At 40.3% G+C, this 22,411-nt stretch carries 20 protein-coding genes and 2 other annotated features; of the genes, 1 reads left to right on the forward strand and 19 read right to left on the reverse strand.

What is annotated here, in order from left to right; genetic code table 11:
- The 13 genes from rimI to hpf form a co-directional block, all read right to left on the reverse strand.
- Entirely contained in the window at positions 1-1,083 is a 1,083-nt protein-coding gene (gene rimI / locus O3793_RS03525) for a ribosomal protein S18-alanine N-acetyltransferase (RefSeq protein WP_371445695.1), read from the reverse strand.
- Positions 1,067-1,798, reverse strand: a complete 732-nt coding sequence (gene tsaB / locus O3793_RS03530) for a tRNA (adenosine(37)-N6)-threonylcarbamoyltransferase complex dimerization subunit type 1 TsaB (RefSeq protein ID WP_371445697.1) — start codon at positions 1,796-1,798, stop codon at positions 1,067-1,069. The genes rimI and tsaB overlap by 17 nt, the downstream gene beginning before the upstream one ends.
- 18 nt (positions 1,799-1,816) lie before the next feature.
- Positions 1,817-3,301, reverse strand: a complete 1,485-nt coding sequence (locus O3793_RS03535; RefSeq protein ID WP_371445699.1) for a UDP-glucose--hexose-1-phosphate uridylyltransferase — start codon at positions 3,299-3,301, stop codon at positions 1,817-1,819.
- A gap of 34 nt (positions 3,302-3,335) precedes the next feature.
- Positions 3,336-4,784, reverse strand: coding sequence for a proline--tRNA ligase (proS, locus tag O3793_RS03540; RefSeq protein WP_371445700.1), 1,449 nt, complete (start codon positions 4,782-4,784; stop codon positions 3,336-3,338).
- A gap of 50 nt (positions 4,785-4,834) precedes the next feature.
- Positions 4,835-5,038 (reverse strand) — a binding site (T-box leader).
- A 36-nt stretch (positions 5,039-5,074) separates the two neighbouring features.
- Complete coding sequence (locus O3793_RS03545; protein WP_371445702.1) at positions 5,075-5,416, reverse strand: MazG nucleotide pyrophosphohydrolase domain-containing protein; 342 nt, start codon at positions 5,414-5,416, stop codon at positions 5,075-5,077.
- 272 nt (positions 5,417-5,688) lie between these two features.
- On the reverse strand, positions 5,689-6,402 hold the full coding sequence (locus tag O3793_RS03550; protein WP_048709659.1) for a methionine ABC transporter permease: 714 nt from the start codon (positions 6,400-6,402) through the stop codon (positions 5,689-5,691).
- The gene (locus tag O3793_RS03555; protein ID WP_048709653.1) at positions 6,395-7,420 is read right to left on the reverse strand and encodes a methionine ABC transporter ATP-binding protein; all 1,026 of its coding nucleotides are present in this window, start codon (positions 7,418-7,420) and stop codon (positions 6,395-6,397) included. Before O3793_RS03555 ends, O3793_RS03550 begins: the two co-directional genes overlap by 8 nt.
- Before the next feature lie 91 nt (positions 7,421-7,511).
- Positions 7,512-8,363: a MetQ/NlpA family ABC transporter substrate-binding protein gene (locus O3793_RS03560; protein WP_371445704.1), complete on the reverse strand. Its 852-nt coding sequence runs from the start codon at positions 8,361-8,363 to the stop codon at positions 7,512-7,514.
- A gap of 128 nt (positions 8,364-8,491) precedes the next feature.
- Positions 8,492-8,728: a binding site (T-box leader), on the reverse strand.
- 161 nt (positions 8,729-8,889) lie between these two features.
- A complete protein-coding gene (ftsX, locus tag O3793_RS03565) occupies positions 8,890-9,777 on the reverse strand; it encodes a permease-like cell division protein FtsX (protein ID WP_371445706.1) in 888 nt (295 codons plus the stop codon).
- On the reverse strand, positions 9,767-10,453 hold the full coding sequence (ftsE, locus tag O3793_RS03570; protein ID WP_371445708.1) for a cell division ATP-binding protein FtsE: 687 nt from the start codon (positions 10,451-10,453) through the stop codon (positions 9,767-9,769). Before ftsE ends, ftsX begins: the two co-directional genes overlap by 11 nt.
- Positions 10,454-10,975: 522 nt before the next feature.
- Positions 10,976-12,098 (reverse strand): peptide chain release factor 2 gene (prfB, locus tag O3793_RS03575; protein WP_371445710.1). Its coding sequence is split into 2 segments (ribosomal slippage): positions 10,976-12,025 and positions 12,027-12,098, totalling 1,122 coding nucleotides; the frame shifts between segments, so codons are not numbered across the junction.
- A gap of 54 nt (positions 12,099-12,152) precedes the next feature.
- Complete coding sequence (secA, locus tag O3793_RS03580; RefSeq protein WP_371445712.1) at positions 12,153-14,597, reverse strand: preprotein translocase subunit SecA; 2,445 nt, start codon at positions 14,595-14,597, stop codon at positions 12,153-12,155.
- A gap of 313 nt (positions 14,598-14,910) precedes the next feature.
- A complete protein-coding gene (gene hpf, locus O3793_RS03585; protein ID WP_371445714.1) occupies positions 14,911-15,453 on the reverse strand; it encodes a ribosome hibernation-promoting factor, HPF/YfiA family in 543 nt (180 codons plus the stop codon).
- Positions 15,454-15,847: 394 nt separating this feature from the next.
- Between hpf and O3793_RS03590 the strand changes: the two genes are divergently transcribed.
- Complete coding sequence (locus O3793_RS03590) at positions 15,848-16,942, forward strand: glycerol dehydrogenase (RefSeq protein WP_371445716.1); 1,095 nt, start codon at positions 15,848-15,850, stop codon at positions 16,940-16,942.
- A gap of 103 nt (positions 16,943-17,045) precedes the next feature.
- Here O3793_RS03590 and O3793_RS03595 read toward each other — a convergent pair whose 3' ends face one another.
- The 6 genes from O3793_RS03595 to O3793_RS03620 form a co-directional block, all read right to left on the reverse strand.
- Positions 17,046-17,573, reverse strand: a complete 528-nt coding sequence (locus O3793_RS03595; protein WP_371445718.1) for a ComF family protein — start codon at positions 17,571-17,573, stop codon at positions 17,046-17,048.
- Positions 17,574-17,722: 149 nt separating this feature from the next.
- Positions 17,723-19,081 (reverse strand): DEAD/DEAH box helicase, encoded by a 1,359-nt coding sequence (locus O3793_RS03600; RefSeq protein ID WP_371445720.1) that lies wholly within the window; start codon positions 19,079-19,081, stop codon positions 17,723-17,725.
- Between the two features lie 85 nt (positions 19,082-19,166).
- Positions 19,167-20,294 carry a sodium ion-translocating decarboxylase subunit beta gene (locus O3793_RS03605; protein ID WP_371445721.1) on the reverse strand — a complete coding sequence of 376 codons (1,128 nt, stop codon included), beginning with the start codon at positions 20,292-20,294 and terminating at the stop codon, positions 19,167-19,169.
- Positions 20,295-20,307: 13 nt separating this feature from the next.
- Complete coding sequence (locus tag O3793_RS03610; protein WP_371445723.1) at positions 20,308-20,682, reverse strand: biotin/lipoyl-containing protein; 375 nt, start codon at positions 20,680-20,682, stop codon at positions 20,308-20,310.
- Complete coding sequence (locus tag O3793_RS03615; RefSeq protein ID WP_371445725.1) at positions 20,683-21,000, reverse strand: OadG family protein; 318 nt, start codon at positions 20,998-21,000, stop codon at positions 20,683-20,685.
- A gap of 10 nt (positions 21,001-21,010) precedes the next feature.
- Entirely contained in the window at positions 21,011-22,402 is a 1,392-nt protein-coding gene (locus O3793_RS03620; protein ID WP_371445726.1) for an oxaloacetate decarboxylase subunit alpha, read from the reverse strand.
- Positions 22,403-22,411: the final 9 nt, after the last annotated feature.

The following is a 22,411-nucleotide window of genomic DNA, read 5'->3' on the forward strand; positions in this document are numbered from 1 at the left end:
CTATCTTTGTTCTATTTCTAAGCGATATTCAATCGCATCTTCAACTGGGTCACTGTAATAATCGCTTCTCGTATGGAAGGCTTCGAACCCAAGAATTTCATATAAATATTGAGCACGCTTGTTGCTTTCACGTACTTCTAGGAAAACAACTTTCACGTCTTTTTGCTTCAAATCGTATAAGGCCATTTGCCATAAACGTTGCGCGAGACCTTTACCTTGATAGTCTTTTGCAATCACGACATTCGTAATTGTTGCTTCGTCCAGTACGCTTTGGATTCCAAGGAATCCGACTAGTTGGCGTTGCATCCATACTCCGTAATACGTGTTTGTTGGATTTTCTAAATCGGCAAGGAAACTCTCGGCACTCCAATTATTTGGATGCTCGTAATTTTCTTGCACTAACGCCACTAACGCCTCTGCCATCGCTAAATCAGCTGGATGTAATCTGGTAAATGAATACTCTGACGAATGGAATGAAGACGGTGTTTTTGGCGGTAATGCATAGAGCATTTCCACGGCATCTTCATTTTCAGGAGTGTAGTAATTTTCCTTTGTACCAACAACTTCGTATCCATTTTTGCGATAGAGCTTAATGGCTTTTGTATTCGACACGCGGGCTTCGAGCGTAATTTCTTTCTTGTCTAGCGCTCGGGCGATTTTTTCTAATGCTTTCAATAATAAAGTTGCGACATTCAAGAAGCGATAATCGTGAAGTACAGCTACATTGGTAATATGTAAATCTGTTCCCACTGTCGTTCTCGCTCCGATGAAACCAACGATTTCCTCTTCCACTTCCAGCACGATATAAATGGCAGCTGGATTATGTGCGACGTCTTTTTCAAGAACATTCTTTGCCCATGGAGACTCTCCGTCATAGGCTGCTTTTTCCATTTCAAAAATACGAGTGGCATCTTCTGGAAGACCGATTCTGATTTTGGCCTGCGCCCCGTTTCCAAGAATCACTCTTTTTTCAAAGTTCTCAAACTGGTCGCGAATCGGATCCATCTGTTGCGCTTCTTCTAAAAACAGCGCTTTGATTTTTTCAAACCACTGCATGAAGCGTTCTTTAAACTCGTTCCACATACACTGACCCCTTTTCTAAAGGATGCTCAGCTTGCCAATTTTCTTCTGCTTCTGCCAGTTTCAAGTACATTGGGACGAATACGTCCGCGTCAACAGCTTCCTTATTTCTTCCTAATTCGATAAGCGATGTTGCGTGAGGAATCACGTCAGGCCCTTCAAGCCAGTTCGCCTCACTCGCTCCTTTTTCTACGATTGCTTCTTTTGTAATCGACTGTAATTGTCCTACAAAAGTCACTCCCGCTGCATGTTCCGGCAACACTTTCAAGAAATCATCCCATGAAATATGTTGTTCCGCGATCACCTTTTCAAAGCCTTCGTCAGTCTTTTTGTAACCTACTGCGAAAATATTTCCGCGTCTAGCATCAAAAAACGGCACAACGACTTCACCCACTTCCACTTTCAAAACAAGGGTCGGTAAAAAGACGTCGAGACTGGAGACGCCAACAAGTGGAATCTCCAGACTCTTCGCAAGTGTTTTTGCAACGGTTACGCCAATTCGAAGTCCTGTATAAGAACCAGGGCCTTCAGCAACAACAATCTTTGTTAAGTCTTTTGCTGTAATGCCAGCTTCTTTAAAAACGGCTTCGATGGTTGGCACAAGGAGAACACTATGTTGCAACGTGTTCTCAATCGTTTGTTCAATAATGGTACCGTCTGTCAGTTCTACAGCGACCGATAATGTCTTATTCGATGTATCTAGTGCGAGGATTGTCATACGGCACTTCCTTTCTAACTATTTCGTAAATTCATGCATGAAGGCGCTGAATGCTTCTTGGCCTTCTTTTGTTTGTTTAAAGACGCCTGCATATTCTAACACGTGGCAGAATTTTGCACTAACCGCTTTTTGTAAAAATGCGTCTACAGTTTCTTTGGTTGGTGCTTGTGCTTTTAATTCTTTCGCCCATTCTTGGTGAATTTCTGCAACAGCTTCAAGACTTCCTTCTCCAACGAGATAGTCTCTCACTTCGCTAAGTTCACGTTCAAGACGTGGCGGTAAAATCGCAAGCCCCATTACTTCAATTAAACCGATATTTTCTTTCTTAATATGTTGTACATCCGCATGTGGGTGGAAAATTCCGTCAGGAAACTCCGGTGTTGTACGGTTGTTACGTAACACTAAATCAAATTCATACGCATCTCCTTGACGGCGCACGATTGGAGTAATCGCATTATGCGGTTCCCCATTTGATTCACGTAAGATTTCAAGATCTTTGTTTTCGTAGTTTTCCCATGCTTTTAAGATATCAACTGCCACTTCAAATACTTCCTCACGGTTATTCCCGCGAAGACGAAGCGCAGAAAGTGGCCAGTAAAGACGTTCGATTTCAACGGTGTCAAACTTCTTAGAAATACCTGTTTCTAAAACTTTAGCACGGTTCATCGGGAATTCGTAACGTCCTCCTTGATAGTGGTTATGACTTAAAATTGACCCACCAACAATTGGAAGCCCTGCGTTTGACCCTACAAAATAATGAGGGAATTGTGTCACGATTTCAAGGAGGCGGCTAAAAGCACCCTCGTCCACTTTCATTGGTTCTAAGTTTTCAGACAAGAAGATTGCATGCTCTGAATAATAAGCATATGGAGAATAGTGATAACCCCAACTCTCTCCATCCAGTTCCATTCCGACGATACGGTGGTTCGCACGACCTGGCCAGTTGATACGACCATGGTAGCCTACGTTTTCAAAGCATAGGCGATTGGCAGGATAATTGAAATCCTTCGACTGCGCTGCTTTGATGATTTCTTCTTTTGTTTTTTCTGGTTTGGATAAGTTAATCGTGATTTCTAAATCGCCATACTCGGTTTCTCCATTAAAGGAAATATTTTTAGCGATATCATTTACCTTAATTAAGTTTAAATCGAGCGCCATTTTATAAAAAGCATCGGTCGCAACTTTTGGACCTTCTTCGTATTTCTCCCAGAATAGACGGTTCAAATCTGAAGGTTTTGGAATCACAAGGTTCATTAACTCTTGTTCAAGCCAGTCGCGTTCTTCAGAGTCGTTTGCAATCTTCCCACTTTCAACGGCAGCTTCTACTAAGTTTGCCATTGCCTCTAGTAAAGAAGGTTGCTCCACCTCTTTCGAACTTTCAAAAGATTCTTCTCCCACTAAATAAAGCACACGATTTAATAAATAGTAACGATCTTCTTTTGAAGCATACCCTGAATCAATCGCACTATCTACAAACTCTTGAATGGCCTTATTGATTTTCATAATCTTGTCCTCCTACCAACTAGTTCCTAATCGATTAATATGCACGAGCAATCCAAACCGTATGAGTGGCTGGTTTACCTGTTACGATACATTTTTCTTTTTTCACTGGAGCGTTAAATGGAATGTTACGAGTTGTGAAGCCTGTTTCTTCTTTGATTTTCGCTTCACTTTCTTCTGTTCCATCCCAACCAACTAATACCCAACCAGGTACTTCGCCAGCTTCGCGTTTTGCTTCGATATGAGCTTTCAACTCATCTAAAGAATCAATGTTTGTATATTCGTTAGAAGCGCGCATCGCACGAGCTGTTTCTAACAGACGGCCTTGCATTGTATCTAATTCTGCTATGATTCTATCTACTAATCCATCGAATCCTACTGCTACTTTTTCATCTAAGTCACGCATTTTTGTCATCACTTGATTGTTTTCTAAATCGCGAGGTCCGCATTCGATACGCATTGGAACACCACGTAATTCCCACTCATTGAATTTGAATCCTGGTGAGTTGTCAGTGTCGTCAATCTTCACGCGTAATCCAGCAGCTTTCAATTCTTTTTGAAGCTCTTCTAATTTTTCTAAGATAGCTGGATTTTTCTTCCATGGTCCAACTGGAATTAAGACTACTTGTGTTGGAGCTACTTTTGGAGGTAATACTAATCCTTGTTCATCACCGTGAGTCATGATTAATGAACCGATTAAACGAGTCGATACTCCCCAAGAAGTTGTATGAGCGTATACGTGCTCATTTTCTTTTGTTAAATATTTAATGTCGAAGGCTTCCGCGAATTTTGTTCCCATGTAGTGAGAAGTTCCCGCTTGAACGGCTTTCCCGTCTTTCATCATCGCTTCGATTGAGTAAGTATCTACCGCGCCTGCGAAACGTTCTGAAGGAGTTTTTTGTCCTTCATAAACTGGCACTGCTAATACGCCTTCTACAACTTCTTTGTAGATATCTAACATTCTCATTGTACGGCGACGTGCATCTTCTTCATCTGCATGTGCTGTATGTCCTTCTTGCCATAAGAATTCTGAAGTACGTAAGAATGGTAAAGTTTTCTTTTCCCAACGGAATACGTTTGCCCATTGGTTGATTTCATATGGAAGATCACGGTATGAATTGATCCAATTTGAAAAAGCTGTTCCAATCATTGTTTCACTTGTTGGACGAAGCGCTAAACGTTCTTCTAATTTTTCACCAGCTGCTTCTGTCACCCATGGTAATTCAGGAGCGAATCCTTCAATATGGTCTGCTTCTTTTGTGAAGAAACTTTCTGGAATTAACATTGGGAAGTACGCATTACGAATGCCTTCTTCTTTAAAACGACGGTTGAACTCCTCTTGAATATGTTCCCAAATTTCATATCCATCTGGTTTGAAAATCATACATCCACGCACTGGTGAATAGTCCATTAAATCTGCTTTTTGAATGGTTTGAATATACCATTTAGAAAAATCTTCTCTTTGTAAGTTTGTTTTTTCTGTCATCTGCTTGACTCCTTTTTCGTTTTTTGTGAAATAAAAAAAGCCACTCCCCTAAAAAGGACGAATGACTCGCGGTACCACCTTAATTACACTTACGTTGTAAATGTCTCTTTAACATTGATAACGATGATTTCACCGGATTATTTTCATAATCACCTATTTGGTAGGTTCAGTTAAAGAGCGGGGGTTCTTTCTCAGCAATCAGAACTTTCTGTACCCATCATTTCACTTACTTTTCCATGTCCTATCGTACTCTAAACAAAGGTGGAAAGCAAGTGTTTTCTTGCTGTAAACTAGTCGTATTTTGCTGTCTTTTGAAGAAACTCTACTAAGTTCGTTGTATGGTTATATTTAATAGCGGCACTGAGGTCTTTTTCCAAGATGACTTTTTCTAAATCAATGCCGTTTACAGCGGCAATCGCAATCGTATAATGGATGACATCTGCTAGTTCTTTTGCAAGTTCAGCTTGTACTTCCTCAGTATTCCCATCTTTTCTACCGTCACGAATACTAATTTGCTCTGCCACTTCTCCAATTTCTTCGACTAATTTAATAAAGAGCCCTTGGTCAGTTTTTCGATTATTATAGACACCTGCTAAATACTCTTCATAAAGTCTTACGGTTAATCCTGACATCTAATCACACTCCAATAAAATAAGCAATAGACAGTGAAGTCTATTGCTATTTTACATCATTTAATATGGAAGATAAAGGGAGAATAACGACGAAGCAGAATGACTTCACACCGTGAACTCATTCTTAGCTTCTGTCTTTCTGCCTCACATCCTTGTAGTTGAGCTCGCCATCGCAGAAATGGCGTGCGTTTCCTCAAACGTCCGCAGAACGTTTCACGTTTCTTCCGGCGTTCGAGTCCAACGTTCCATTTCTGAGCGCGATGTCTCACATCCTATCGCTTGTCAATAGCTTTAGTCGCACGGTCTCCAATAATTTGGATAATAAATACCAAAATAAGGATGGCTACTGTAGCGACAAAGATGATATCTACTTTGTTTCGTGTATAACCAATGAGGTAAGCTAAGTTACCTAATCCGCCTGCACCGATAACACCAGCTACTGCTGTAGAACCGATTAACGCGATTGCCGTTACGGTAATCCCTGATACAAGTGCTGGAAGTGATTCTGGAATCAGCACTTTTGTAATGATTTGGCGGGTATTTGCCCCCATTGATTCTGCCGCCTCGATGACTCCTGACGGGATTTCATTTAACGCGATATCCACTAAACGCGCATAAAATGGCGCTGCACTGATGATCAATGTTGGGATTGCCCCTTTAGGACCCACAATCGTTGACATGATGGCTTTTGTAAAAGGCATTAATAGAGTCAGTAAAATGATAAATGGAATCGCACGGAAAATATTAATGATTCCACCTAAAATAAGATGAACCCATGTATTTTCAAGACTGCGACCTTTTCCTGTTAAGAAAAGAAGGAGTCCTAAAATTAATCCGATGACAAATACATAGAACGTTGGAATGAAGGTCATATAGAGAGTTTCATTAATAGCTTTAATGACATCAGGCCATACAACATTCTCGAACGAAAACATTTCTCTGAAAAGTTCATCTAGGCTTGCTGATGCTAAAAATAGATTAAACATGCTCTAACACCTCCACGATAATTTCTGCTTGTTTAAGATATTCGATGACCTCTTCTGCTTTTGAAGATTCTTCCTCAATCAAAATAATCATGCTTCCTAATATCCCTTTTTGCGTAATATTTACCTTCGCTTGTAAAATCGATACTGTTGCATCGAGTTTACGAATCGCTTCAGATAATACGGCGTCTCCTGTACGGTCGCCTAAATACTGAATACGAACTGCTACACCTGGGCGAAGGGACGTTGAAAGATGATGGAATACCTCATCGATTTCATCATCCACACGTTCTTCTCCCACGAATTGTTTTGTAATTGGTTGTTGTGGATTTTTGAAGACTTCAATCACTTCCCCACTTTCCACTACTCGTCCTTCTTCCATCACGGCAACACGGTGGCAAATTTGACGAACGACATGCATTTCATGCGTAATTAACACAATCGTTAACCCTAGTTCTTGGTTGATTTCTACTAATAATTTTAAGATATCTTTTGTTGTCTTAGGGTCAAGTGCACTCGTAGCTTCGTCACATAAAAGGACTTCTGGATCGTTAGCTAACGCACGGGCAATCCCTACTCTTTGCTTTTGTCCCCCAGAAAGTTGTGATGGATAAGATTTTTCACGTCCGGTTAGTCCAACTAAATCGATTAATTCGGCTACCTTAGCTTTACGCTCGGCTTTTGGAACGCCTGCAATTTCAAGTGAAAAAGCAATGTTTTCTTCGACTGTTCTCGACCATAAAAGATTGAAATGTTGGAAAATCATCGCGATTTTTTGACGCTCTTTTAACAACTCTTTGCGTTTTAAGGTTGTAATGTCTTTTTCATTAATATAAATATGGCCACTTGTAACCGTCTCAAGTCCATTTAACAAACGGATTAATGTACTTTTACCCGCGCCTGAAAAACCAATCACTCCAAAAATTTCGCCTCTACTAATCTCCAACGAGACATCTTTTACAGCTTCAACCGTGCCTTGTTTCCCAGTATATGTTTTGGACACGTTCTCTACTCGAATCATTGTTTCACTCCTTAATGGTCAAAAGGGAGCGAAAAGTACAAGGCTTTTGGCTTTGTATCTTTCCACTCCTCTTGTTTTCTAATTATTTTTATTATTTCGCAGGAATTACAGAACCATCTGTATATTTTTCGTTGATGAATTTACGGATTTCATCACTTTGTAACGCTTTGATTAAAGCTTGAATTTTTGCTTTATCTTTATCAGCAGGTTTTACAGCGACTAAGTTAGCGTATGGTGAGCTTTCGTCTTCTAAAGCAATTGAATCTTTCACTGGTGAAAGTTTAGCATCGATTGCGAAGTTTGAGTTGATGATCACTGCATCGCCTTCATTGTTTTCGTATGTTGATACTAATAATTCAGGTGCGATTTCTGTTTTGATTTGGATGTTCTTTGGATTTTCAGCAATGTCGCTTAATCCAGCAGTTACAGGGTTCACGCCATCTTTTAATTTAATTAATCCAGCTTTTGTGAAGAAGCTTAAGAAACGACCTACTTCAGCAGGGTTTGTTGATGCATATACCACTGCGTTATCTGGTAATTCTTTTAATGATTTATATTTCTTAGAGTAAATTGCCATTGGTTCGATATGAACGTTCCCTACAGAAACTAAATCTTGGTTATGTTCTTTGTTGAATTTATCAAGATATGGAGTGTGTTGGAAGTAGTTTGCATCCGCATCTCCTCCGTAAACGATGTTGTTTGGTGTTACGTAGTCGTTTACGATGTTGATTTCTAATTTGTACCCTTCTTTTTCTAAGATTGGTTTAGCAGCTTCTAAGATTTCAGCGTGAGGTGCTGGTGAAGCGACTACTTTAATTGTTTTGTCTTCTGCTTTTGCAGCTTCTGTAGTGCTTTCTGATTTTGCTGTGTTGTTTCCACAAGCTACTAATGCTGTTGCTAAAAGTCCGAATGTTGTTGCTTTGAATAATTTATTAAATTTCATGTTATAAGTCCCCTTTTTGGTTAAATGATTGTTCTTTGTTTGGAAACCACATGCGCGCTTCGTAATTTCCAACAGATGGTTGCTCTGTCCACTTTGGTTTGGGCCATAAAAAAAGCTTCCCTCTATACACTAGAGGCGAAGTTTTCGCGTTACCACTCTAATTCCGATAAACCTCACAGTTTACCGTTCCAAAAGTACGTTGCATAATGCAAGATACCCTTGTACGTTATCGAGTACAAATCGCAAAAGCTTCATCACCTTTGTTGCTCCCAGACCATTTTCAATAAATTGCCCCGTATCCTTTCCCACCAACCGGATTCTCTTTAACGTTCTTCTTTATTTACTTATCTGTTCATTGCATTGTTTTATCTGATGAAATTACTATAAACGATGGCCCTATTCTGAGTCAATACGAAACTCGTTATTTGATTATACCTGTTTTTCAGAACTCGTTATAACTTTTGTGCATATGCTCTTCAACAAAAAAAGAAGGAGCACACAACTGCACTCCTTCTGTCATTTATAACTATTTTTTCAAGAACTTTCTCATTGAAAGAATTGAACCAAACGCACCGATAAGAACACCGATGGTAACCATTCCGGCTGATACATAAATCAAGAATGGATTTGGATCGAGTAGGCTAAAGCTTGATCCAGAGAAGAAATCTGAACCGCCTTTATACACCCATAGGTATACAGACCATACTAATCCGATTGGGATAACTGAACCGATTAATCCAATCATACCGCCTTCTAAGAAGAATGGCCAACGGATGTACGCTTTTGTCGCCCCTACCAGACGCATGATTTCGATTTCTGTTCTACGTGCATAGATTGTTGCACGAATAGTGTTTGAAATTAAGAACATCGCTAACGCTAATAGTCCTAAAATCACAACTGCCCCAATATTACGTGCTGTTGCAATAATACGGAATAAGTTATCCGCACGAGCTTCCCCGTAACGAACACGCGCTACATAGTCCATTCCTTCGATTTGTTTCGCAATAGCACTTGTTTTTTGTGGTTCCACTGCTTTTACGTCGAATGCATTACGAAGTGGGTTGGCATCATTTTTAAATAATGATAACTCTTCCCCGAAGTTCTTTGTTACGTCTTCTAACTCTTCGTCTTTAGAACGGAAAGTGATAGACTCAACGCCATCTAAGGCTTTAATTTTTGCTTCTAATTCATCTGTTTTTGTTTGGTCAGCTGCCAAATCAATAAACACACGTACGTTTACGTCATTTTCAATATCTGAACCGATTTTATTCACGTTAAATAGAAGTGATACGAACACCCCTACGATTAATAAGATCATTGATACTGCAGAAACAGCACCAAATGTCATCAATCCATTTCTGAAAAGACTCTTGAAGGCGTCACGTATATGACGACCCATAGTTCTAATCTTCATATCCGTATTCCCCCTGTTCTTGGTCACGTACAATTTGACCATTTTCAATCGCAATTACACGATGCTTTTTCTCGTTAACGATTTGGCTATTGTGTGTTGCCATTACGATTGTTGTTCCTTGTTCGTTGATACGCTCAAGGATATCCATAATTTCCATTGACGTTTCTGGGTCAAGGTTCCCTGTCGGCTCATCGGCAATCAGGATTCCAGGTGTATTCACAATTGCACGAGCAATCGCTACACGTTGTTGTTCCCCACCAGACAATTCATTCGGGAAATTGCTCATACGGTGTTTTAGGTTTACTAACTCTAAAACATCTTCTACACGGCGTTTAATTTCACGAGGTGATTTTTCAATAACCTCCATCGCATATGCCACGTTTTCGTATACAGTTTTATGTTGTAAGAGTTTAAAGTCTTGGAAGACAACCCCTACATAACGGCGTAAGTACGGAATTTGACGATCTCTAATTTTCATCAAATCATATTTACCTACACGAATTCTACCTTTAGTCACTTTTTCTTCGCGATACATCATTTTAATGAAAGTTGATTTACCTGCACCAGAAGGCCCTACTACATAAACGAACTCTCCATCCTTAATTTGGATAGATAAATTATTAATAGCAGTGATGCCTTTATTATATTTCTTAGTTACATTCATCATTTCAATCATAAACTCACCAGCTTTCTAATCCTTCGATATTTTAATCCTCCCTATTATAGCACCCGAATATTACAACCCCTTCACATAAGATTACAGAAATATTAAATTAAGGATACGAGGAAAAGCGGTTAGAAACGGACCACTGGACCGGAGCGACGTAAAGAACGTGAAACGTTCTGCGGACGACTCCGGGAAGTGGACGCCGTTTCTGCTTTTCCGAGTTCAACTACTCAGGATACGAGAGAAATCCTTCACAGTGCGAAGGATTTGGGTGTGGGCATTGCTTCTCGTATACTCATTCATCCCTGTAAGACAATGCTTTACTCTATATCAGCATTATTTACTCATCCTCAAGAAAGTCAATAAACCACTGTGTCTATCTCATTGCTCATACTTATTTGGGTTAGTTTCAAAGCGCAAAAGTACTACTAGGAAGTTTCATCCCATAATAATACAGATAATTAAAACGAACTTAAAACAATTTGACTCACAATAGTAAAACACCTAGCTCATACTAGGTGCTTCTTCCTATTATTCTTCAGTTGCTTTCGTTCCCTCAAGCATCCATTTTAAGTACGCATCCATAAACGGGTCCAAGTCTCCGTCCATGACTGCCCCAATATTTCCTGTCTCATATCCAGAACGTAAATCTTTTACCATTGAATATGGATGGAACACATAGTTACGAATTTGAGAACCCCAGGCGATATCTTTTTGCTCACCACGGATAGCTGCCAATTCAGCTGCCTTCTTCTCTTCTTCTAATTGGAATAATTTCGCCTTCAACATCGCCATCGCTTGGTCTCTGTTTTTAAATTGAGAACGTTGCGCCTGACTCTGCGTCACGATTCCAGTTGGAATATGCGTAATACGAACCGCAGAAGACGTCTTATTAATATGTTGTCCACCGGCACCACTTGCACGGTAAACGTCTACTTTTAAGTCATCTGGGTTAATTTCAATATCAATATCTCCATCCATTTGCGGAACAACATCCACTGAACAGAATGATGTATGACGTTTCCCAGCCGCATCAAACGGAGAAATACGAACGAGACGATGCACGCCTTTTTCAGAGCGTAAATACCCGTAAGCATTTAACCCTTCAATCGACAAGGTTACAGATTTAATCCCTGCTTCGTCCCCGTCTTGATAATCCACTGTTTCAACACGGTAACCATGTTTTTCAGCCCAACGCATATACATACGTAGGAGCATGCTTCCCCAGTCTTGCGATTCCGTACCACCAGCACCTGGATGGATTTCCAAAATCGCACTGTTCTTATCATGTGGACCGTTCAGCAACATGCTTAATTCGTACTGTTGCAAGTCCTTCTCAATGGCCTCTATTGCGTCAACGATTTCCGCATGCACTTCTTCATCTGGCTCTTCTTTATACATTTCAAATAACAAACTAGTTTCTTCCAATGATAATTCCATTTTATGGAACGTATCATAGATAGCCTTTAATTCATTATTCTTTTGAATGACTTGATTCGCTTTTTCGCTATCATCCCAAAACGATGGTTCAGACATCTCTTGCTCATAGGCTGCGATATCTTCCTCTAAGCGATCTAAGTCAAAGAGACCTCCTATAACTGATAATTTGTTCGTTCATGGCCTCAAGCGCATTTCTAATTTCACTAATTTCCATATTGACCTCTTTCTAAAAGAAAACGGCGAAATGCTTCGCCGTCTCCCTTTGTTATTAAGCTTTTTCTGAATCATCGTCAGAAGTTCTGTCATGACCTGTAGCCACTACACTACGAACTCCTTGAATTTGTTCACGTTGTAAGTTTTGACGAATTTGAGATTTCATCAAGATACGTGTTACATCATAGTCGATTGCAGCAATCATTTGTTGGAATCGTTCGTAACCTTCTGTTTGGTACTCTGTTAATGGATCGATTTGAGCGTATCCACGTAAACCAACGCTTTGACGTAATTGGTCCATATCATCGATGTGATCTGTCCACTTACGGTCAACCACACGTAGGATAACTACTTTTTCGAACTCAAGCATTTGATTGTCGCCATTCAATTGCTCTTGTTTTTCTTTGTAGATTTCCATTGCTTTTTCGTTTAAGATGCCTTCGATTTCAGCAGCTGATTTGCCTTCTAAATCGCTAATTGAAAGTTCATCTGGAGCACAGATTGAGTTGTGAGCAAAGTCGACAATCCCTTCTAAGTTCCACTCTTTTTGATCTGTCAATGTATGACTTTCCACAACACGGTGAATTGTACGACGGATCATACCTTTTGTCACTTTTTCAAGTGATTGATCTTCATTAATAATTTGTAGACGTTGTGAGTAGATGATTTCACGTTGTTCACGCATAACCTCATCGTACTCTAGGACGCTTTTACGAGTATCGTAGTTGTTCCCTTCAACACGTTTTTGTGAAGATTCTACTTGTCTTGTTAACATCTTGCTTTGGATGAAGTTATCGTCGCCTTCATCTGTTAAGTTTAGACGTTCCCAGATTGCTTGCATTTTTTCTCCACCGAAACGTTTCATCAAATCATCTTCTAATGATAGGTAGAATTGTGTTGCACCTGGGTCCCCTTGACGTCCACTACGTCCACGTAATTGGTTATCGATACGACGGCTTTCGTGACGTTCTGTACCGATTACGCAAAGTCCACCAAGTTCTTTCACGCCTTTACCAAGCTTGATGTCAGTACCACGTCCGGCCATGTTTGTCGCGATTGTTACAGCGCCACGTTGACCAGCTGACATGATAATTTCTGCTTCTTTAAAGTGGTTTTTCGCATTTAATACTTCGTGCGGAATTCCTTCTGCACGTAACATGTTTGAAAGCAATTCACTTGTTTCAACGGCAACCGTACCGACAAGGATTGGTTGACCTGCTTCATGACGTTGTTTGATATCTTGAACAACCGCACGGAATTTACTACGTAATGATGGGTAGATTAAATCGTGACCATCGATACGTTGAATTGGACGGTTTGTTGGAATCGCAATAACGTTCATGTTGTAAATTTCTCTGAATTCTTCTTCTTCAGTCTTCGCAGTACCTGTCATCCCTGACAATTTACGATACATACGGAAGTAGTTTTGGTAAGTGATTGTCGCCATTGTCTTAGACTCGTTTTCAACTTCAACGCCTTCTTTAGCTTCAATCGCTTGGTGAAGACCATCTGAATAACGACGACCTTCCATAATACGTCCAGTAAATCCATCAACGATTTTAACTTTACCTTCATCCACCACATAGTCGATGTCGCGTAACATAATGTAGTTCGCACGTAAAGCTTGGTCGATATGGTGAACAAGCGCTGAGTTATCCACGTCATAAAGGTTTGGTAAGCGGAATGTTTGTTCAGCTTTGTTAATCCCTTCGTCTGTTAATGAGATTGTTTTAGAAGTTAAGTCGATTGTGTAATCTTCTTCCTCTTTTAATCCTTTCACAAACATATCTGCACGTTGGTATAACACTGTTGATTTTTCAGCTTGTCCTGAAATGATCAATGGCGTACGCGCTTCGTCGATTAAGATTGAGTCTGTTTCATCGACAACTGCGTAGTTTAATGGACGTTGTACCATTTGTGATTTATAAACCACCATGTTATCACGTAAGTAGTCAAATCCTAATTCACTGTTTGTGCTGTAAGTGATGTCTGCAGCATATGCTGCACGTTTTTCTTCTGAAGACATTCCTGTTAAGTTTAACCCTACAGTCAAGCCTAAGAAGTTATATAACTCACCCATTTCGCGAGCGTCACGAGAGGCTAAGTATTCGTTAACTGTTACTACGTGAACGCCGTCTCCTGATAATGCGTTTAAGTATACAGGCATTGTCGCTGTTAACGTTTTACCTTCACCAGTACGCATTTCCGCAATGTTACCGTCATGAAGTGTAATCCCACCCATGATTTGAACTTTATACGGGAATAAGCCTAATACACGTTTAGCTCCCTCACGTACTAAAGCGAATGCTTCTGGAAGTAATGCATCTAAAGACTCCCCTTGAGCATATCTTGCTTTATATTCTTCTGTTTTTACTGGAAAATCAGCATCTTCTAATGCAGCCATTTGAGATTCTAACGCAATTACTTTATCCGCTAGTTTTCCTAAACGACGTAATTCACGCTTATCATTTTCAACTAACTGTCTCAAAAAATTTGCCATTTAATTAACTCCTTTTTTATTTTCACCAGTGATTTTAAATCGGTGAACATTTTAAATCTCATAAAAGTACTACAAATAGGTGGCTACACCTATTGCATCTTATTCATTTTACCATTGTTTAGCTAATTAAGAAAGCAAAACAAGGCGACTTTTTTCAAAGTCACCCGATTTTTTTACATTTTTACGTCAAAGAAACCCAATTTCCTATCCAAACGGAAAGTTGTTGTTGCTTTAACTCCGTTTTCTTTCCGCTAAAACTAGCGCCATTTCTATTCACAAAAAAGGTGGCTTAAAAAAGCCACCTAAATTTTTATTAATTTGTTTCAATCAAACCATATTTTCCATCTTTACGACGATAAACAATGTTTGTTTCGTTCGTTTCAGCATCTTGGTAAATAAAGAAGTTATGTCCTAACATGTTCATTTGAAGAACAGCTTCTTCGCTATCCATTGGTTTCAAATCAATTCGTTTTGTACGAACGATTTCTAATCCTGTTTCGTCCTCTTCAGGCACTTCTGGAAGTGGTGGTAACACAATATCGAATCCTTTTTCACGAGATTTACGATTGATTTTTGTTTTATGTTTACGAACTTGTCTTTCAAGTTTATCGACTACCAAGTCAATACTTCCATATAAATCAATTGAAGTTTCCTCGGCACGTAGAACTAAATAAGGAAGTGGGATCGTAACTTCAACTTTTGCAGTCTTTTCAGTGTAGACTTTCAAGTTGACATATACAGTCGCATTAGCAACGTCAGTAAAGTATTTTTCTAATTTGCTAATTTTCTTTTCTGCGTATTGACGAATCGCTTCTGTGACCTCAATATTTTCTCCACGGATATTATATTTAAACATAATACTCTCCCCTTTCATCTGGAAAACCAGATTTGAAGAAATACCCTAAGGACCACTCTTAGGAATTGCTTCGTTTGATTTCTATAGTTTTATTATAAAGCATGCACAGGGGTTTTACAACCGTTTTCAAGAATTCTTTCATTAAGAATTGTTAAGGAAAAACGGTATTTTTGAGGACTTTTCTTTGGAGATATTTTGTTTTCATGAGATGAAACATCATACAGCATTGAAGATTAGAATCATTCCCAATAAAACTCTCTATCACTAAAATCTTCTCTCTTCCCTTTTTTGAAAGTCTCATATTCCTAGTTAAAACAACACAGAATCTCCATTGACAGAAATCGTTTTCAACGATATAGTGAAATAGTAAACAATTTATAAAGGAGTTATGATTATGGAAAAAGTATTTGCTAGTCCGTCTCGTTATGTTCAAGGGAAAGATGTTCTCAAAACTGGTCTTTCTCACGTTTTGGCCCTCGGGGATCGACATCTCCTTCTTTGCGACCCTATCGTTTATGATTTAGTCGGTAAAGAACTGGAAGAAAACCTCGTGAACGCCGGCGCGTTTGTTCATCGCGAAATCTTCCATGGTGAAGCAACTAATGACGAAGTTCGCCGCGTTGCTGAAGTTGTGAAGGAACATCAACTAAACGTAGTCATCGGCTTAGGTGGTGGTAAATCGATTGATACAGCTAAAGCGATTGCGGATGATTCTAATTGTCCGGTAGCGATTTTACCAACGATTGCTTCAACTGACGCTCCAACTTCTGCCCTCTCTGTAATTTATTCAGCAGAAGGCGTGTTTGAACGCTATCGTTTCTACAAGAAAAACCCAGATTTAGTATTAGTCGATACAAAAGTCATTGCCAATGCTCCTGTTCGTTTATTAATCTCAGGAATTGCCGATGCACTTGCTACTTGGGTTGAGGCTCGTGCAGTCATTGAAGCACAAGGAAGCACAATGGTCGGTCAAGTGCCAACAATTGCCGCAGAAGCCATCGCTCGTGTCTGCGAAAGTACTTTATTCGAAAATGGTCTACAAGCCGTTGCCGCAGCAAACGCCAAAGTAGTTACTCCTGCTTTAGAAGCTGTGGTCGAAGCGAACACCCTCCTCAGCGGTATCGGTTTCGAATCGGCTGGTTTAGCAGCAGCGCATGCCATCCATAACGGATTCACTGCCATCCATGGAGACATCCATACTCTCACTCACGGTGAAAAAGTAGCTTATGGTACATTGACACAACTGTTACTAGAAAATCGTCCAAAAGAAGAACTCGATAAATACATTACTTTCTATAAAGCGCTTGGATTACCAACAACGCTGAAAGAAGTGAAATTGGATTCTGTATCGTATGAAGACTTACTCAAGATTGGATCTCTTGCTACACAAGAAGGCGAAACTATCCACCAAATGGTTGTTGACTATACTGCCGAAGATGTGGCAAATGCTCTTCTTGCTCTTGACCAATATGTCACTACAAGATTCTAAAAATGACTAGGTAGAAACCAATAGCCCAAGCAGATTTCTGCTTGGGCTATTTTGTCGATTGCTTTTGTATCATAAATGATACGTATCATTTATGATACACTTTTTATCTAAATAACGTCAGAGATTCCACTTCTTCAACACCCATTTCCGTTAATGCTTTTGCGGCAAGGTGGATTGTTGCGCCGGTTGTATAAACATCATCCACCAATAAGACTTTCTTTGGAACCCCTACATTCTCTTTCACTTTAAAAGGTTGCTTTAGTTGCAGACGCTCCTGCCTTGTCTTCTCGGATTGCTTCTTTCCGCTGCCAATATGTTCTAAAAGCGAAACAGCTGGTACATGGCACTGTTCCAGTAAAGTTGGAATCGTCTCGAATTCTCTTTTTCTTAGACTCGCTTGGGACGAAGGTAATGGACAAAGAACAAAGCCCCTCTTTTGATATTTGAGCAACTCTTTCCTTAACTCTTTTATGACCAACGTCATCACTCTTGTATCTCCCACAAATTTGAATAACTCCATAAACTTTCGACCTGCCTCGTCATAAGCATATAAGGCAGTATTCTTTAGGAGTACCGCTTCTTTTACTTGATGCCATTTTTGACAATCCGGGCAAACCTCTACTTTTGTCATCAACCTCCCGCACTCTAGGCACGTTGGATGCTGTTTTAATTCTATAAACGGATGCTCACAATTGACGCAAATGCACTTTCTATTTGCTCCTAGTAAAAACGAGAGTATTGGCTGAACTCGCTCCACTTCCTCTCCGCACCATAAACATTTCATCCGTGTTTCCTCCCAAGAAGTGCTTGTTGATTTAAGTCTTCGATTGCCCTGACTGCCTGAACCATCGCTTTTGTTTTGCCATTATGAAAATACACAACTTCTCCTGTTGGACATTCTGCTGTCCGTCCAACGCGTCCTGCGATTTGCACGAGTACTTCTCTTGAGAATTCCTCTTCGTGCGCATTGATAACACAAACATCGACTCCTGGAAAAGTCACTCCGCGTTCTAGAATCGTTGTCGTCAAAAGAAACTCGAGCTCTCCTGCTCTCATTTGAGCAATCCGTTCCTGCCGATACGATTCTTTAGAACTAACCGTCTCGAATTTTGCATTTGGAAACTGTCGTCTAAGTGCTACTTCTATCGGATTAAGAAGTGTAATTCTCGGTACAAACAGCAAAAATCGTTTCCCTACTTTAACATGTTCCTCTATAAACTGACACACAGGTTTTGGCACTTTTTTCTTTTTCAATTTTTTGTCTAAATCTCCGATAAAACTCATCGTCGGTACTATTAGTGGCTTCTTATGATACCGTTCCGGTAGCAAGGATACCGACAGCTCTTTTCGTTTGATTCTTCTCTCTAGTGTCTGGGACGGGGTCGCCGTTAAATACAGTAGGCAACCTTCTTCTTTTACCGCACGATGAACTGCTCGAATCAGTAACTCATTATCCCGGTATGGGAATGAATCTGTCTCATCAATCACGACCAAATCAAATGCGTGGTAAAATCTTAGCATCTGGTGCGTCGTCGCAATCGTCAGTGGCACTCTCTTGTACCCTTCCTCCGACTGCGAGTGAAGGACGTTTTGCTCGACTGTCGGGAAAGCTTCCTTCAAGCGCGGTGCTAGTTCCACACATACATCAATTCTTGGTGCGGCAATGGCGACTCGTTTTCCTTGTTGTAACATCCATTCGATGCTCGCAAAAATCATCTCCGTTTTCCCAGAACCTGTCACAGCCCAAAGTAGGTGCTCACGGAATCCTGTTTGCTTTACGACTTTTAAGCACTCCAAAGATAGCTGTTCCTGTTTTGCACTCAGAGTATGTTTATAGTGTGCTAATTCCTCTTCTCTTTTTGGAAAAGGTTGCTCTTCTTCAGGAGTCGCAATCACCATACTACAAGCCTTCACCTTTCCCATTCCAATACACTTCAAGCAGTACCAACATTCACCGCCCGCGCAATTCAGACAAGGCCCCTTAGCAAATTCCAACGGATCTGTATTCCCACAAAACTGGCACTCCTTCTTTCCATTTTTAGTGGTAATTCCAACATCTAGCACAGCATTCGTAGAAACTTCATGCTCTTTTAGCATCGATTGATAGACCGCTTGAATACGTCCAACAGCTCCTTCCATCCCACTCACCTCACCCCTAACTACGCAAAAAAAATCAGAAGAAGATTTCTCTTCTTCTGATTTTTGTTTGAAAGGAGTGCTTCTATTATGAGAAGAATGCGAGTAATACCCCTGCAGCAATCGCACTACCGATAACTCCGGCTACGTTTGGCCCCATTGCATGCATTAATAAGTAGTTACTTGGGTCTTCTCTTTGTCCTTCTTTTTGTACAACACGAGCGGCCATTGGTACTGCAGATACCCCTGCTGCACCGATCATTGGATTGATTTTACCGCCAGATAGTTTGTACATCAATTTACCCATAATAACCCCCGCCGCAGTACCTGCAGCAAAAGCGATTAATCCTAGTAAAGTAATTTTAAGAGTCGAAACTGATAAGAATAATTCCCCTGTTGCTTTCGCTCCAACGGTTAATCCTAAAATAATGGTAACACCATACATCATCGCATTTTGTAGAACTTTTGTAATGTTTGGTACTACCTTAATTTCTTTAATTAAGTTACCGAGCATTAAGCATCCTACTAATGGTGTTGCACTTGGTACTAATAAGCTGACAAAAATTGTAACGATGATTGGGAAAAGAATTTTTTCCGTTTCACTCACTTTACGATTTTCTGTCATCTTCACTAGACGTTCTTTCTTCGTTGTGAGCGCACGAATAATTGGCGGTTGAATAATTGGCACAAGCGCCATGTATGAGTACGCTGCTAGCGCGATTGCTGGTAATAAGTGCGGTGCAAGTCTTGTCGTTAAGAACAAGGCAGTTGGTCCATCCGCACCCCCGATAATCCCTACTGAAGCAGCTTCTTGCGGTGTCATTCCCCACATTACTGAAAGGAAGAATGCGACGAAAATACCGAATTGAGCTGCCCCACCAAGCAAGATGGTCTTTGGATTTGCAAGTAGCGGTCCAAAGTCTGTTGAGGCCCCTAAGCAAAGGAAAATCAATGGTGGATAAATACCAAGGTTTGTTCCTTGATATAAGTAATACAAGAGTCCACCAGGTCCATTTTCAGTAGGAGCATCCATCAACCCTGCTAATGGTAAGTTTACAAGGAGCATCCCGAACGCAATCGGAACCATTAAGTATGGCTCATACCCTCGTTTAATCCCTAGATATAGAAACACGCAGGCAATAATTAACATAATAACATTTTGAATCGTTAAGTTATAAACCCCACTTGTTTCAATCAACTGTTGAATGACTTCCATAAACCATCGCCTCCTAAATCGTTAAGAGTGGTTGGTTCGATTCGACAGATTCATTACTTGATACATGAATTGCTTTCACAACACCATCAGCCGGAGCAAGGATTTCATTTTCCATCTTCATGGCTTCTAAAATCACAAGTACATCCCCTTTTTTCACTGCATCACCGACATTTTTATTGACCGATAATACAATCCCTGCCATAGGAGCAGGCACCACTTCACCGTCCCCTGTTGGAGCAGGTGCTGGTGCTGCTTTCTTTTCTTCCACTGGCGCACTAGGTGCTGGAGTTGGAGCAGCCGCTAATTTTTGTGTTGCTTCTTCATTTGAAATTTCTTTTAGTGAGACGATAAATGTTTCGCCATTCACTTCTACCTCGTATTTTTTCATTTAGTCCACCTTCTTTTCAATCGATACAATTTCAAAGTGCTTGTCCGGAACATCCGCACTCGCTTTTGTTAAAGCGACCAGTGCGGCAACTCGAGCAAGTTTATTCGTTTCAAATAGTGTTCCATCATTTGTTGGAGCCTCAGGTTTCACCTCAACTGGTTTACCTACAACTCCAGCTGTTGGATGACTCTTTGCTTCCAGGATTTGGATAACTTTAGAGCTTCCTTGCATGAGAAACATTAGAATCGTCAACATCACAAACACAATTCCCATTGAAACGATTGTGATCCATAGGATTTCTAATAAACTTAAGTGCATAACTCTCTCCTCACTTTACAGTCGCAAAAATCTTCACGATTTCAGATGGTTTTTGCCATTGTCCATTCTTCTTGAGCAAGAATTCTTTACCGACTTTAGGGAAGAGTGCGTAAGTTAAGACATCTTCGTCACTTCTTGCTAAATCTCCAAGTTCTGCTTTGAGTGTTTCGAATTCTGGTGGCAAGTGGTTTGCTGGTCTGTCACTGATAACTTCTTGGTCACCAATGATGCTTCTTCTGAAGCTTTCTTGAATTGGTACTGGTGATTGTCCATAAGAACCAAGTAAGTAAGATTTCACTTCGTTAGAAACCACTTTGTAACGTTGGCCTGTAAGAACGTTCATCGTTGCTTGTGTTCCCACCATTTGACTCATTGGAGTTACGAGCGGTGGATATCCAAGGTCTGCTCTTACTTTAGGCACTTCTTTTAATACCTCTTCGTATTTATCAGTTGCACCCGCTTGCGTTAATTGAGAATACATATTTGATAACATTCCACCAGGCACTTGATATAAAAGCGCACGTGGATCTGGTGTTAACATTTTTGGATTCAAAGTTCCATCTTTAATGTATTTATCTTTAATCACTCGGAAGTGGTCTGCAATTGGTTCTAATTTTGCCAAATCAACCGAAATATCATAGCCTAATTCGCGAAGTGCGATCACTAATGATTCCGTAGGTGGTTGGCTTGTACCTTCACTAAGTGGTGAAAGTGCAGTGTCGATGCGGTCTGCACCTGCTTCAATGACTGCTTGATAAGTAAGTTGGGCAATACCGCTTGTGCAGTGTGTATGCACGACGATTGGAACTGTAATCACTTCTTTTAATGCACGAACAAGCTCGATACCACGAGCTGGTGTCAAAATTCCGGCCATGTCTTTCACACAGATAGAATCGGCACCCATTTCTTGCATTTTAGCTGCTAGTTCTTTGTAATAGTCGATGGTATGCGCATCACTAATCGTATAGCAGATTGTCATTTGCGCTTCTTTCCCTGTCTTCTTCACAGCATTTAGTGAAGCTTCCAAGTTACGAACGTCATTTAACGCATCGAAAATTCTGAAAATATCAATCCCGTTTTCTGCTGATTTTTCGACAAATTTTTCTACAACATCATCGGCATAGTGACGATATCCTAAAATATTTTGTCCACGTAATAACATTTGCAACGGTGTTTTCTTTAAATGTTTTTTCAAGGTGCGCAGTCTGTCCCATGGATCTTCGTCTAAGAAACGAATACATGCGTCAAACGTTGCTCCACCCCAACATTCCAAAGAGGCAAATCCTGCTTCGTCTAATTGATCTAAAACAGGGAGCATATCTTCAATTCGCATACGGGTTGCCATCAAAGATTGATGGGCATCCCGTAAGATTGTATCTGTAATTCCTATTTTTCGAGTCATCACCGAACA

Origin of the sequence: Granulicatella sp. 20925_1_28 (genome assembly GCF_041433575.1) — a bacterium.
Lineage (GTDB): Bacteria > Bacillota > Bacilli > Lactobacillales > Aerococcaceae > Granulicatella.